This window comes from Nocardia sp. NPDC003482 (assembly GCF_053588115.1).
This window is the reverse complement of record NZ_JBSFPI010000027.1, coordinates 38,768-52,379: the sequence shown is the minus strand read 5'-3', so window position 1 is coordinate 52,379 and position 13,612 is coordinate 38,768. Positions and strand designations below refer to the sequence as shown.

The 13,612-nt window shown below is 71.1% G+C and carries 13 protein-coding genes; 3 read left to right on the top strand and 10 right to left on the bottom strand.

All coding sequences use genetic code 11. The features are described 5' to 3' along the window. Positions 1-52 precede the first annotated feature (52 nt). Entirely contained in the window at positions 53-796 is a 744-nt protein-coding gene (locus tag ACWDSJ_RS32295) for an SCO6745 family protein (RefSeq protein WP_450036438.1), read from the top strand. Between the two features lie 52 nt (positions 797-848). Here ACWDSJ_RS32295 and ACWDSJ_RS32290 read toward each other — a convergent pair whose 3' ends face one another. Further along, a complete protein-coding gene (locus ACWDSJ_RS32290; RefSeq protein WP_450036436.1) occupies positions 849-1,790 on the bottom strand; it encodes an SMP-30/gluconolactonase/LRE family protein in 942 nt (313 codons plus the stop codon). An 82-nt stretch (positions 1,791-1,872) separates the two neighbouring features. After that, the gene (locus ACWDSJ_RS32285) at positions 1,873-2,043 is read right to left on the bottom strand and encodes an endonuclease VII domain-containing protein (RefSeq protein WP_450036434.1); all 171 of its coding nucleotides are present in this window, start codon (positions 2,041-2,043) and stop codon (positions 1,873-1,875) included. A gap of 887 nt (positions 2,044-2,930) precedes the next feature. Between ACWDSJ_RS32285 and ACWDSJ_RS32280 the strand changes: the two genes are divergently transcribed. After that, the gene (locus ACWDSJ_RS32280; protein ID WP_450036432.1) at positions 2,931-3,284 is read left to right on the top strand and encodes a hypothetical protein; all 354 of its coding nucleotides are present in this window, start codon (positions 2,931-2,933) and stop codon (positions 3,282-3,284) included. Positions 3,285-3,302: 18 nt separating this feature from the next. Here the strand turns inward: ACWDSJ_RS32280 and ACWDSJ_RS32275 are convergent, their stop codons facing one another. Next, positions 3,303-5,252, bottom strand: a complete 1,950-nt coding sequence (locus ACWDSJ_RS32275; RefSeq protein WP_450036430.1) for a protein kinase domain-containing protein — start codon at positions 5,250-5,252, stop codon at positions 3,303-3,305. Between the two features lie 220 nt (positions 5,253-5,472). On the opposite strand from ACWDSJ_RS32275, the gene ACWDSJ_RS32270 reads away from it, so the two are divergent. Next, positions 5,473-5,667 (top strand): hypothetical protein, encoded by a 195-nt coding sequence (locus tag ACWDSJ_RS32270; protein WP_450036429.1) that lies wholly within the window; start codon positions 5,473-5,475, stop codon positions 5,665-5,667. Positions 5,668-5,673: 6 nt separating this feature from the next. Here the strand turns inward: ACWDSJ_RS32270 and ACWDSJ_RS32265 are convergent, their stop codons facing one another. The 7 genes from ACWDSJ_RS32265 to ACWDSJ_RS32235 form a co-directional block, all read right to left on the bottom strand. Continuing rightward, entirely contained in the window at positions 5,674-6,588 is a 915-nt protein-coding gene (locus ACWDSJ_RS32265; RefSeq protein WP_450036427.1) for a TAXI family TRAP transporter solute-binding subunit, read from the bottom strand. Further along, complete coding sequence (locus ACWDSJ_RS32260) at positions 6,585-7,988, bottom strand: sensor histidine kinase (RefSeq protein WP_450036425.1); 1,404 nt, start codon at positions 7,986-7,988, stop codon at positions 6,585-6,587. The genes ACWDSJ_RS32265 and ACWDSJ_RS32260 overlap by 4 nt, the downstream gene beginning before the upstream one ends. Next, on the bottom strand, positions 7,985-8,644 hold the full coding sequence (locus ACWDSJ_RS32255; RefSeq protein WP_387370797.1) for a response regulator transcription factor: 660 nt from the start codon (positions 8,642-8,644) through the stop codon (positions 7,985-7,987). Before ACWDSJ_RS32255 ends, ACWDSJ_RS32260 begins: the two co-directional genes overlap by 4 nt. A gap of 86 nt (positions 8,645-8,730) precedes the next feature. Then, positions 8,731-10,077, bottom strand: coding sequence for an MFS transporter (locus ACWDSJ_RS32250; RefSeq protein WP_450036424.1), 1,347 nt, complete (start codon positions 10,075-10,077; stop codon positions 8,731-8,733). 105 nt (positions 10,078-10,182) lie between these two features. Further along, positions 10,183-11,448, bottom strand: coding sequence for an MFS transporter (locus ACWDSJ_RS32245; RefSeq protein ID WP_450036481.1), 1,266 nt, complete (start codon positions 11,446-11,448; stop codon positions 10,183-10,185). A 259-nt stretch (positions 11,449-11,707) separates the two neighbouring features. Further along, positions 11,708-12,304 carry a Uma2 family endonuclease gene (locus ACWDSJ_RS32240; protein WP_450036423.1) on the bottom strand — a complete coding sequence of 199 codons (597 nt, stop codon included), beginning with the start codon at positions 12,302-12,304 and terminating at the stop codon, positions 11,708-11,710. 82 nt (positions 12,305-12,386) lie between these two features. Further along, positions 12,387-13,496, bottom strand: coding sequence for a winged helix DNA-binding domain-containing protein (locus ACWDSJ_RS32235; protein WP_450036421.1), 1,110 nt, complete (start codon positions 13,494-13,496; stop codon positions 12,387-12,389). Positions 13,497-13,612 lie beyond the last annotated feature (116 nt).

Genomic DNA, 13,612 nt, shown 5'->3' with positions numbered 1-13,612 from the left:
ATAGCGAGATATGCTCGCGGTGAAACAGGTTCGCAGAGAAAGGGGTTGGCCCGTGTCGGTGCCCGCCGCGGTCAAGACCCACATCCAGCAGCTCGGGGGAGCGTTCATGTTCTCCCGCGAGGCCAAGGCGTACGGCGCGCGCACCGGCGTGGACGGATTCATCGGCCCCTACACCCGCGGCCGCGGCGGTGTACTCGGGGAGGTCGACGCGGACGTCGTCACCGCCGCGTTCGGCTTCTTCCGGCCCGAAACCATCCGCGCCGCCTGGGAATCGGTGGCGATGCCCGCCGCCGAGGCCGCCGCGGCGTATCTCGGGGTGGCGCAGGACTTCGGGCGCCGCAAACTCGCCGACTTCGACGCCGCCGAGCGACTGGCCGAGCTGCTCGAGACCGTGGCTCGCGCGGCGGAGGTGGCCGGGTTGCCGTTGTTCGCCGGTTGGCGGGCGCTGCCGCTGGCCGCGGACGCGCCCGGCCGGGTCCTGCAACTGACGCACGTGCTGCGCGAGCACCGGGGCGGATCGCATCTGCTCGCGGTCCGCGCCAGCGGGATCAGCCCGGTGCAGGCGGTGCTGGTCGGTGGGTCACCGCTCAGCGACGGGCCGACGCAGGCGCGGCTCTACGGGTGGCCGGAGCCGTTCGAGGAGATCGGCCCCGAGATCCGGGCGCGGTGGGAGGCGGCCGAGGAGCTCACCGATCGGCTCGTCGCCCCGGCGTTCGCGGTGCTCGACGAGCGGGACGGGAAGGAACTGGTCGAATTGGTCCACGCCGCACACGATTTCGCGCTCGGGCGGAAGTAGGGCGCTGTCGTGGGGTGTCGGCCCGTGGCCTCGAGTGCCGGAAGGCTCGGGGTCAGGGCGCGGCCGTGGTGGCGGCGGGGTCGAATCCGCCCGGCACCTCGTACACGACGCCGGTGAACGTGGCCGCGAACAGCCGCCCGGCTGAGAAGCCTTGGGCGCCACGGCCGTAGCTCACCACGCTGGTGGTGCCGGGGCCGGATCCGAGCACGCAGTACGAGCCGGGGGAGTCGACGCGCACCACGGTGCCCGAGGGGTTGAACGGAACCACCGGCCGTTCCCGGGAGTCGAGGGTCAGCCCGTCGGGCGCGTCACCGATGCCGAGATCCAGCAACGACTGCGGCGCACCGGGATCGGCGACCGGGATCCGGCTGACCCCCGGATTCACGAATGTCCGTGACACGTACAGGTATCCGTCGTCGCCGCCCAGCACGGCCCCGTTGGCGCTGGGGAACCGGGCCCAGTCCGCCTGCGTCGCCCCGTTCGGCGTCACCCGTCCCACCAATGCCCCGAAATCATTGGTGGCGTACACCGTCCCGTCCCGAGCGACCGCCAACCCGTCCGCCGCACTCAACCCCGCCGCGAACGGCGTCACCGCCCCCGACCCCACATCCACCCGCACGATCCCCGCATGCCGCAACCCGTCCCCGACGATCACCCGCGGATCGGCCCCGTACCCCACCAACAACTGCCTATCGGGCGTCCACGCCAACGCCCCCGCCCCGCCACTGGGCACGGTGGCCACCACCACGGGCGCGGCCCCGGGGGAGTCGAACCGATACACCCGCCCCGTCACCAGATCCGTCGTATACGCCCGCCCTGCCGCGTCCACGGTCAACCCTTCGAACGCGGCCCCCGGCACACTGGCCACTACCGCGGTGGGCTGTCCGGCTCCGGGACAGACGGCCGCCGCCTGAGCCGAGGGCGCCCCGAACACCGTCAATCCGCCCACCGCCAGGGCCGCCATTGCCACGGCCGCCATTCGCCTGCTGTTCATCGCATACCTTCCGGTCGGGTCTGTTGATGCGTGTACGAGACATACCCTGCACGTCGGCCTTATTCTCAACCCCTACGCGCGCTTATTCGGGAGGGAGAGTCGGAAGTTCGGCCGCGGCTTTCCGGAGGTATTCGATCGCCGCCAGCAGTCGAGTTTCGTCGTCACCGAATCGGCCCAGTCCCGCATTACACGAGGGGCACAACAGTCCTCGCACCTTTCCGGTGGCATGATCATGATCGACCGCCAAGGGCATCTTCTCGAGCGCGTTCCCGTCCTTCCGCGGCCGTCCTCCCACGTGCGAGCGCGGACTCGTGAACACCGCAGATGGCGCAGCGATACCGCTGCTGGGCGCGCCTGGCGTCGTATTCCTCAGGGCGTATCCGATACTTCGCCCACAGGTTGGCGCGTCGAGCCACCGCCGGGCCTTGCCGAGCCCGGCGGCCCCGCTGATAGCACGCCCAACAGAGGGGAGCCCGCGGCCCGGGCTGAGCCATGAGCGATCGGGGCTTCCACTCACCGCAGCCTTTGGACACAGAACACTGAATCAGCCCTTGCTGCGAAGGGGAGGGTTTATCGGGGTCATTGCGTGAGTGTGCCAGGCGGGTACGACAGGTTTTACTTTACATAGTGTTGATTATCGGCGTAACAACTACGGCTGTTGGTGATCTTGAAGATGGTGTTGCGCAACGTTTTTCGTTGGTGGGCACGGCCTTCCGGTCCTGCCGTGGACTCCGTGGGTGTCCGGATGGCAGTCGGTTCGTCGGGTCGGCGTCGGCTTGGTTGGCCGAATCCGCGATGTAGATATTTCTCCGTTTTCGCCCTTTCGCGGGAAATTGTCCATATACGCTCGGAGGGTCGATTCAGCCCCTCTTCCCCTCGATGGACGAAACACCCTTCTTTTCGTCACAGTGACGAAACGAAGGGTGTTTCGTCCTGCCCAGCCCTCTGGACATACTCGTCATGATCATCGGGGTTCGGTGCCGGGATGGGAATCGGTGATCGGATTGTGTTCTCGGGCAGGCGTTCACGGACGTACTCTGATTCGCATGCTTCGTCGTCGGGTGGGCCGGTGCGCTGGTTCGGGTCGCGGTGGCGGGGAATAGTAAAGGTGGGCTCGAGTGAGCGTGAGGAGACCCGCTGATGAGCATGGAGATCATGCTGCTGCTGGTGTGCGTGGCGGCCACGTTTCTGTTGTGGTGGGCGATCGCGGCGTGTCTCGAGCGACGGGTGCGGCCCACGGCGTGGTGGCGGGACAGGAAGGCCCGGCCTCGGGTGGCGGCGCGGCCGGTGATCGATGACGGTCCCCCGGCGGTGCTCGATCACGACCTGACCGTGGAGTGGGCCGATCCGGCGCAGGTGTGGCCCGCCCTCAACGCGGAGAACGCGTTGCTGGCGGCGCGGATCTCGGGGCAGATCACGCCGATCGAGTATCGGGCGCGGGTGGCGGATCTGGCGCGACGGTGCGAACCGCATTCGGCCGCCGACAGCGAATGAGGCTGGGCGACAACGGGTTCAGTGGCGGTGCAGGGTGCCGTTGATGGCGCCGACTCCCCCGGCGGTCTCGTATTTCATGCTGCCGTCGCCGTTGAGGGTCAGGGTGGAGATCTCGCCGTCGTCGGTGCACGAGGCGCCCGGGGTCGTCAGCCGGGCCTGGAGCACGACCTGACCGCCCGAGGCCGAGACGAGGGTTTCGGCGCGCTCACACGTGCCTTTGGAGACCTTGCCCGTGTTGCGTGAGGTGCCGACCTGTTCGCCGACGTTGCCGCCGTGCAGGGTGACCGTGATATCGAAGCTCGCCAGCATATCGCTCCCGGTTCCGGTCCAGGTGCCGATATAGCCCTCGGGCAGCGCCTGGCCGCCCGATTCCCCGGCCGAGCTCTCGGTCGCCGATTCCGTCTCCGAGGAGGCCGAGGAGGAGTTGCTCGCTGCGTCACCGCCCCCGCCGGTGAGGGAGTACGCGGCGTACGCGCTGCCGCCCGCCACGGCCACGACGAGCACGACCGCCGCCGCCCACAGCCACGGTCTACGGGATCGCCGCACCGGTTGCGGGGGCTGCGGTTCGCGCGCGTCGTGCGGGCCGGTGGTGTGCGGTCGTTGCGGCGGGTACCGATGCTCCCCCGAATCCCGAACGCCCCCAGCGATATTGGCGTGCGGTCCGGAGTGCTGCGACCCGGGGGGCGAGGCGGCGAACGGGTGCCGCGGATCCGAGGGCGGTGCCTGGATCGTCGGTTCGTCGCCGGGTTCCGCGAGAGGTCCCGACGGGCTGCGGAGGGGACGCGGTCCCGACGGGGTGGGCACCGGTCGCGGCCCACTCCCCTGCTCCCCCGCCGGATTGCCCGTATCCGGTTGCGTGACAACGGTTTCCGACGGCCGATTCCACCAATCCGCCGACGCGTCCTGCGGCCGGACCACGGTCGGTGCGGGCTCCCCCGGAGCCCGCACCGTCGGCGCGGCCCGCCGATCCTGCCCGCCGCCCGTGTCCTCGTGCGCGCCGGTCCCGCTCTCGACCGCGCCCGACTCCCCCACTTCGCCGCCCAATCCCTGGCCGCCCGTGTCGAATCCGGGCCCCGCCCCGCCATCGAGATCCAGCAGTTCCACCGCCAGCCGCCCGATGTCCTCGGCGATCGCCCCGGGCAGCCATCCCCGCGCCGGGACCGGTCCCCATGCCAGCGCCCGCTCGAGCACCTGCTCGATGGTGGGCCGCTGCCCCGGCTCCTTGGCCAGGCACGCCTCGAGCAGCCCACGCATCGTCTCGGGGGCCCCGTCGAGCTGCGCGGGTTGGGCGACCACCCGCCACAACAGGGCCACCGGGTCGCCGTCGCCGAACGGTCCGGTCCCGGTGGCCGCGAACGCGAGCACGGCTCCGAGCGCGAAGATGTCGGCGGCGGGGCCGACCGGGGCGGTGCCGGTGATGCGTTCGGGGCACAGGTAGCCCGGTGATCCGATGACCTGTCCGGTGGTGGTGAGGTTGACGTCGTCGGCGGCGCGCGCGATCCCGAAGTCGATGACGCGGGGCCCGTCCATGGTCAGCAGCACGTTCGATGGTTTGAGGTCGCGGTGGACGAGTCCGGCGGCGTGGATGTCGATCAGGGCGCGCGTCAGGCCCACGGTGAGCGCGCGCAGCGACGGTTCGGGCAGCGGCCCGTGGTTGGCGATGGCGGTGCCGAGGTCGGGTCCGGCGACGAATGCCGTTGCCAGCCAAGGGTGTTCGGCGTCGACGTCGGCGTCGAGGACGGGGACGGTGTAGCGGCCGCCGACGCGGCGGGCGGCGGCGACCTCGCGGCGGAACCGGATGCGGAATTCGCCGTCGTCGGCGAGGTCGGGGCGGACAACCTTGACCGCGACGGTGCGCCCGCCGCGGGTGCGGCCCAGATAGACCCGGCCCATGCCGCCCGCGCCGAGGATGCCCAGCAGCCGGTAGTCGCCGAGCGCCACCGGATCGTCGTTGCCCAACGGGCGCATTGGTGTGTCCTTCCGCTACCGCGTTCCTGCCGATCCCACACGAGCGCCGGGACTTCGGCAACCCCGCGGGAGTCCAGTATGGCCGCGCGGCCCGCTGCGCCTGCGGGTGTCGGGCCGGCTGGGGCCGGAGTGGATTCCGGCGTTCCGGGGACTCGCCCCGTAACGTTCGCTGCCGCAAAGCGATTCGCGGGGTGAGGTCTTTCGGTGCGGAGGGGGCGCGATGGTGGTCGGTGGGGAAAGGCGCTGGGGGTGGGTGCGGTTGGTGGTGGGTGTTCTGGTCGCGGTGGGGTTGGTGGTGGCGGCAGTGGTGTTGTTGGGCGGGCGGGGGACGCGGCCGGCCTACGATCCGGTGGTGCCGTTGCCGGTGGTGGTGTCGCCGTGGATGAGCGCGCCGTCGGGGCCGTCGCCGATGTGAGGGTGCTCAGCCGTGGTAGCGGCGGTAGACGCGGGCCGCGCCGGGGTGCAGGCCGATGCCGTCGGTGCCGATGAGGGAGCGGACGTCGAGGAATTGGGTGCCGGCGGCGACGGCGGGGACGAGGCGGTCGGCGTGGGTGATGAGCAGTTCGGTGAGGGCGTCGGCGGTGTCGTCGGGCAGGGCGGGGGTGGTGACGAGCAGGTTGGCGACGCCGATGGTTTGCACGGCGGGGGTGGCGGGGTAGGCGTCGGCGGGGATGATGACGCGGTCGTAGAGGTAGCCGAAGCGGTCGCGCATGGGTTGGGCGAGGGCGCCCATGTCGATCAGCCGCAGGGAGCGGGGCACGTCGAGCAGGGCGGTGGGTACTCCCCCGGCCCACAGCAGGGCGTCGGCGGTGCGGTCGGTGAGGGCGGTGACGGCGTCGCGCAGGGCGAGGTGGGTGACGGTGAGGTCGGTGTCGGGGTCGAGGTCGGCGGCGCGGAGCAGGCGTTCGCCGGTGAAGGTGGCGCCGGAGCCGGGTGCGCCGAGGCTCAGGCGCGCGCCGCGCAGTTGGCGGATGTCGGTGAGGGGTGCGTCGGCGCGGACGGCGAGTTGCAGGTAGTTCTCGTAGACGCGGCCGATGGCGGTGAGGTGGTCGGGGGTGTGTTGGGCGGCGTCGGCGAGGGTGAGGGCGGCGTCGGCGTCGCCGCGGGTGAGCAGGTCGAGGTTGGCCAGCGAGCCCATGGTGGTGACGGGGTGGATGCGGATGGTGGCGGTTTCGGCGGCGACGTCGGCGAGCATGGCGGTGAACGCGTGGTAGAAGCCGCCGATTTCGCCGGCGGCGACGCGGACGGTGGGTGGGGTGGCGGGTCCGCAGCCGGTGAGCAGGGCGGCGCCGAATCCGGTTGCGGCGGTGAGGAATCGGCGGCGGTTCGGGGTCATGCGGGGGCCTTGGGGAGTTCGACGACGACGGCGAGCCCGTGGGGGTGGACGGGTCGCACGGTGAGGTGGCCGTGGTGGGCGGTGGTGAGGGCGGCGGCGATGGGCAGGCCGAGTCCGGAGCCGCCGGCGGTGGCGGTGGAGCCGCGGAAGAAGCGGGTGGTGAGGTGGTCGAGTTCGTCGGCGGGGACGCCGGTGCCGTCGTCGCTGACGGTGAGGGTGACGGTGGTGTCGGTGGGGGTGAGGGTGAGGTGGGTGTGGGCGCCGGGTCCGGCGTAGCGGCAGGAGTTGGACAGGGCGACGTCGAGGATCTGGGCGAGGACGTCGGCGGGGACGGCGACGTCGATGCCGGTGGGGGTGGTGTCGGCGGTGAGGTGTTGTCCGGCGTGGTCGAAGGCGGTGTGCCAGGCGTCGAGTCGGTCGTCGATGACGCGGGCGGCGTCGCAGTGGTCGTCGGCGCCGGGGCGGTCGTGGTCGTGGCTGCCTTCGGCGACGGCGAGGTCGAGCAGGCCGTCGAGCAGGCCGGTGAGGCGTTCGGCTTCGGTGACGGCGCCGTGGAAGGTGGCGGCGGCGTGGGCGGGGATGGCGGGTTCGAGGGAGTCGAGTCGAATGGTCAACGCGGCGAGGGGGTTTCGCATGGCGTGGGCGGTGTCGGCGACGAGTTGGCGTTGGGCGCGTTGGGAGTCGAGGACCGCGGCGGCCATGGTGTCCACGGACGCGGCGACGGCGAGGATTTCCGGGGGTCCGCTGTGGGGGTGGGTGCTGGGGGTGGCGGGGCCGGGGCGGGGGGTGGGCAGTGACGCGGTCAGCGCGGCGACGGCGGTGGACAGGTCCGCGAGGGGGCGCAGCACCCAGCGGGCGAGCAGGAGCGCGAGCGCGGTGAACAGGGTCATGGCGACGAGGGCGCCGCCGCCGACGATGCCCCAGGTGCGCAGGATGTCGGCGCGGGCGGGGGCGGTGGAGGCGGCGATGAGGACCGCGCCGTGGACCTGGACGCCGGTGCCGATGGGTCGGGCGATGAGCACGGTGGTGGGTGTCCACGGCAGCAGTTGCGCGATGGGTGCGGGGCGTTGGTTGCGGCGGGCGGCGGCGAGCGCGGCTTGGACGCCGGTGTCGGTGGGGTCGACGCCGGCGTTGACGAGGGGTTGGCCGCGGGCGTCGACGACGAGGACGGGTTCGCCGTAGAGCTGGTGGTAGCGGCCGACTTCCGCGGCGAGGGCGTGGGTGTCGCCGCTTTCGGCGGCGGTGTCGGCGAGGGTGGCGAAGCGGTCGGCGTCGCCGGTGCGGCCGGCGACGAGTTGCTGGGTGCGGCTGGTGGCGGCGATCGAGCACAGGGGTGCGGCGAAGGCGAGGACCGCGATGGTGGCGAACGCGGTCAACGCCACGAGCAGGCGTCGTCTCATTCGCCCCAGCGGTATCCGTAGCCGCGGATGGTGGTGATCAGGCCGGGGCGGTCGAGTTTCTGGCGCAGTCCGGCCATGTGCACGTCGAGGGAGCGGGAGACCGCGACGAACGCGTCGCCCCAGATGCGGTCCATGAGTTGTTGGCGGCTGACGGCGGCGCCGGGGCGTTCGACGAGGGCTTCGACGAGTTCGAATTCCTTGGCGGTCAACGCGATCGGTTGCCCGGCGACCTCGACGCGGCGGGCGGCGAGGTCGACGCGGACGTCGCCGGTGACGACGAGGCGGGGGGCGGGTTCGGTGGCGGCCTGGGCGCGGCGGGTGACGTTCTCGAGGCGGGCGAGGAGTTCGGCGATGCGGGGTGGTTTGATGACGTAGTCGTCGGCGCCGCCGCGTAGTCCGCGCACGATGGAGCGTTCGTCGCTGCGGGCGGTGAGGATGACCACCGGCACGGGGCTGACCTCGCGCAGTTGGCGCAGGACGTGCAGGCCGTCGCCGTCGGGCAGGCCGAGGTCGAGGATGACCGCGTCGTAGCCGCGGTGGGCGATGAGCAGGTCCTGGCCGCGGCGGAGGCGTTTGGCGTGGTGGCCGCGGACCGTCAGCGCCTCCACCAGTGCGTCGCCCACCCCGTCGTCGTCCTCCACCACTGCCAACCGCACCGCGCCAGGTCTCCACATCGTCGGCGAATCGTCCGAAGGGCGATGGTAGCGTCCCGGCGGGGTGGCCGAGCGGTAACCGGGTGGGTTCACGAGTGTGCTCGCGCGGGGTGGGTGGCGGGGTCGGTGTCGTCGAGGGGGGATCGGTGGGAGGTTTCGCGCATGAACCCGTAGGTGAGCAGGGAGATGGCGATGGCGGCGGAGACGTACCAGAAGAACCAGGATTCGTGGCCGATCTGTTTGAGGCGCAGCGCGAGGGTTTCGGCGGTGCCGCCGAAGAGGGCGGCGGTGAGCGCGTAGGGCAGGCCGACGCCGAGGGCGCGCACGCGGGTGGGGAACAGTTCGGCTTTGACGACGGCGTTGATGGAGGTGTAGCCGGTGATGACGATCAGGGCGAGCATCATCAGCGCGAACGCGGCGAGGGGGTTGCGGGTGTGGCCGAGGACGGTCATCAGCGGGACGGTGCCGAGGGTGCCGGCGATGCCGAAGAACAGCAGCAGCGCGCGGCGTCCGACGCGGTCGCTGAGCGCGCCGGCGAGGGGTTGCAGCACCACGAACACGAGCAGGGCGAGGAAGTTGATCCACGCGACGGTCGGTTTCGCGATCCCCGAGGTGTTGATCATGAATTTCTGCATGTAGGTGGTGTAGGTGTAGAAGGCGATGGTGCCGCCGAGGGTGAGGCCGACCACGAGCAGGCATTCACGCGGGTAGCGCACCAGCACCCGCAGCGATCCGCGGGTTTCCGATGATGGTGTGCGCGAAGGGTTTTCGGTGGTCGTTTGGGCCTCGAACGCCGCGGATTCGTCCATGCCGCGGCGCAGCAGCATGACGATGATCGCGCCCAGCGCGCCGACGGCGAACGGGACGCGCCATCCCCAGTCGGTCATCTGGGTGTCGGTGAGCAGCTGCTGCAACACGATCTGCACCGCGAGCGCGACCAGTTGCCCGCCGACGAGGGTCACGTACTGGAAGCTCGAGTAGTAGCCGCGCCGGCCCGGCGCGGCCACCTCCGACAGATACGTTGCGCTGGTGGCGTATTCGCCGCCGACGGACAGTCCTTGCAGCAGTCGCGCCGCCAGCAGCAGGGTGGGTGCGGCGACGCCGATGCTGTGGTGGCCGGGGGTGAGCGCGATGAGCAGCGATCCCGCGGCCATCACCGTCACCGACAGGGTGAGGGCGGCGCGGCGGCCGAACCGGTCGGCGTAGCGGCCCAGCAGCCAGCCGCCGAGGGGCCGCATGAGGAATCCGACCGCGAACACCGCCGCGGTCGACAGCAGTTGCGCGGTCGAATCGCCTTGCGGGAAGAACGTTTTCGCGAAGTAGACGCTGAAGGCGGTGTAGACGTACCAGTCGTACCATTCGATGAGGTTGCCGAGGGATCCGCGCAGGACGTTGGCGACGACGCGGCGTTCGCTCACCGGCTGGCCCGAACTCACGTGACCTCCCTCGGATCGCGGCGCGCGGCTCGCGTCGCCGATCCGATCACTGTGGCCGGGCCCGCCGCGGCGGCGACAGGCTTGTCGCGGATTCCTTACAGTCGCTTAGGACGCCGGGGACACCGCGGGGATCTCGTCGGTGCGCGGGACCGTCGTGCCGCGCAGCGACGCGCCGACGGTCTCGCGCAGGTACAGCCACGCCACGATCCCGACGACGCAGGCGCCGACGGTGTAGAAGGCGGGGAACAGCGTCCAGCCGGTGCGGTCGATGACGGCCTCGTTCACCAGGGGCGCGGTGCCGCCGAACGCGGCGGTGGACACGTTGTAGGCCAACGCCATTCCCGCGTACCGCACATGGGTGGGGAAGATCGCGGGGAAGGTCGCCGAGATCGTCGACAGCTGCGGCACGTACAGCACGCCCAGCACCACGAATCCGAGGATCGCCCAGCCGGTGCCCTGCCCCATCAGCCAGTACATCGGCACCGCGAGCACCGCCAGCCCGATCAGCGACACCAGCCACATCGGGCGGCGCCCGATCCGGTCGGAGAGGCCGCCGCCGAGCGGCAGCAGCAGCATGATCACCAGCTGCCCGATCAGCATCATCGCGGTGGTGGTGGTGTCGGACAGGCCGATGGTCTTGTTGAGGTAGGTGGGCTGGTAGGCGAGCAGGGTGTAGTTGACGACGTTGAGCGCCACCACGAGTCCGCCGAGGGTGAGCAGTTCGCGGTGGTAGTCGCGGACGAGGGTGATCAGGCTGCCGGTGGGCTGGTTGTCGTCCGCGGCGACCTCGGTGAAGATCGGGGACTCGCTCAACCGCACCCGCAGATACCAGCCGATCAGCCCCAACGGCACCGCCAGCAGGAACGGGATGCGCCACCCGTAGGTGTCCATCGCGTGATCGGACAGCAGCACCTGGCACAGCAGCACCACCGCCGACCCGCCGACGAATCCGGCGAGGGTGCCGAATTCGAGGAAGCTGCCGAAGAACCCGCGCCGCTCGCGTTGCGCGGACTCGGCGATATAGGTTGCGGCGCCGCCGTATTCGCCGCCGGTGGAGAACCCCTGCACGACCCGCAGCGTGATCAGCAGGATCGGCGCCCACACCCCCACGCTCGCGTGGGTGGGCAGCACCCCGATCAACCCGGTCGCGGCGGCCATCAACAGAATCGTGGTGGCCAGCACCGCTTTCCGGCCCACCCGGTCCCCCAGCGGCCCCCACACCATCCCGCCCAGCGGGCGCAGCAGGAACGAGATCGCGAACCCGAGCAACGTGCCCAGCGTCCCGAGATGCCCGGGGAAGAACGCGTCGGTCAGATATCCGGCCGTCGCCGCGTACACACCGTAGTCGTACCATTCGGTCGCGTTGCCCATCGCGGCCGCGGCCACCGACCGCCGCTGCGGAACGGGCTGTGGTTCGTGGTCCTCCACGGCTTACCCCTTCGATCCGGGCCGGTGCGATTCGTCCACACCGGCACGGAAAGGGCATGTACCCGGCCGCCGCACCGGGCAAACAAGGCGTGAACCCCCGCGACCGCCCTTACAACCCGCCCAACTGCGACAACACCCGCCATTGTGACGGTCGTCACAGTAGCGGGAATCGGGGGGATCGTGTACAAGGACGGCCGGGCCGCTACCCGTCCAACTCGGCGAAATCGACCACGGCCGGGAACGGACTCTCCAGCAACAACGTCGCCTCGTGCGTCTCGGCCAACCGGTACACCCGGCTCGCCCAATCCAGCCGGTACTCCTGGATCATCTTCACGTACAGTTCGCTGTCCAGGTGCACGATGAGGTAGACCGCGATGCCCTCGTAGGCGTACTCGGCGAGCTTGTCGACGGTATCGGTGTAGCCCGATCCCGGCGAGACGACCTCCACGACCAGCAGCGCCTCGGCCGTGGTCAGTTTCGTGCCGCGCTCGACGCACCGGTACACGGTCACATCCGGGCGGCGGAACGACAGCGGCCGGTCACGTTTGCGGCGCCGCGTGAAATGCACGTCGACGTCCGTGGACACCCGTGTGCACGGCTCATCGGGTTTGGCGGCCTCCAATCGGTTGGCGAGCCGCCGGGCGATATCGCTGTGCTCGGCCGAACCGCTTTGGCACAGAATCACTTTGCCGTCGATGACCTCGATCATCTTGCGCAGATGGTCGGGCAGTCCGTCGTACTCCTCTTCGCTGATCTCCAAGGCACGCGGATCTTCCGCCCACACCGGCAGTTCGGTCATCGGCCCTCATTCGGAGAGAAGTCACTGGTCGGCATCATCGTACGGGCAGACGTTCCGAGGAGCCCGGCGCGCGAGCGGCGGGTCAGGCGAGCGCCACCGTCAGCGACGGCACCCCGAGCGCCCGCGCCACATGTGTGGCCTCGTCGCGCAGCGCGTCCTGGTCCGGGCGTGCCCCGTCGAACAGTGTGGCGGTGAGGGTCGTGTCGGTGACCTCCCAGGTGCCCGCGATGCGGCCGCGGACGAGGACGAGGGGGGAGATCCAGCCCGCGGTGCGGCTGATCGCGGGGCGGTGGGCGGCGGGGAGGAGGGCGGTGTCGGCGGTGCCGGGGGCGAGGAGGTATTGGTCGAAGGGGCCGAGCAGGTGCACCGAGTCGGTGGGGGTGGTGGTGGCGAGGGTGTCGGCGTCGGCGGTGTGGCACCAGGCGCGGCGGCCCTCGACGTCGACTTCGGTGAGGTCGGGGCCGAGGTCCGAAAACCATTGGCGGACGGTCTTTTTCGGGTGGGCGCCGCGGGCGAGCCAGGCGGTGAAGGCGTCCTCGGTGGCGGGGCCGTGGGCGCGCAGGTACGCGGCGAGCACACGGGGGCCCGCGTCGGCGGGGTCGGGGAGGCCGGGCCAGCCGGGGAGCAGGTCGGCGGGGCGGGCGAAGGTGACGGTGGCGCCGCGCAGCGGGCCGTGGCACAGGACGCCCTGCCAGGCCAGGGGTTTGAGCAGCGCGCCCCAGCCCGACCCGAGTTCGGCGCCCAGCCGATGCCACCGCGAGTCGGCCAGCAGTTCGGCGACCAGCTCCGCGCGGGACAGGGCGCGGCCGTCGAGGACCGCGCCGACCGCGTCGGTCAGCGCCGCCACCTCCGCGGGGCTCGCCCCGAAGTTCTTCTGCCACGACGGCTTCTCCCAGATGCGCGCCGACGCCAGCAGCGACAGCACCGCCGCCGCGAAGGGGGGTGTCATCGCGTGCAGGGTGCCGCGCATCGCCCACGTCTTCACCAGCCGCCCGGCCCGCAGCGCCGCCGCCACCCCGCCCGGCGCGGCGCTCGAATGCCGCAGCGCCACAGCCGTTTCCGCCGCCGAGGCCACCTGGGCCTGCACCCCGCACAACCGGTCGGCCACCGCCACCGCGTCCGCGTCGCCGCGCGGGGCCACGAACTGCCGCCGCAACCGCCACGCGAACACCTGATCCCAACTCACCCGCACCCGGCCACTGTAGAACCCGGCACCGACACCACGACCAGAGCAATCAGACAGCAGCCGAGACCAGGCGACCCCGAAACCCCTCGAACAGCCCCGTCGCCCACCCTGCGACGCGACCG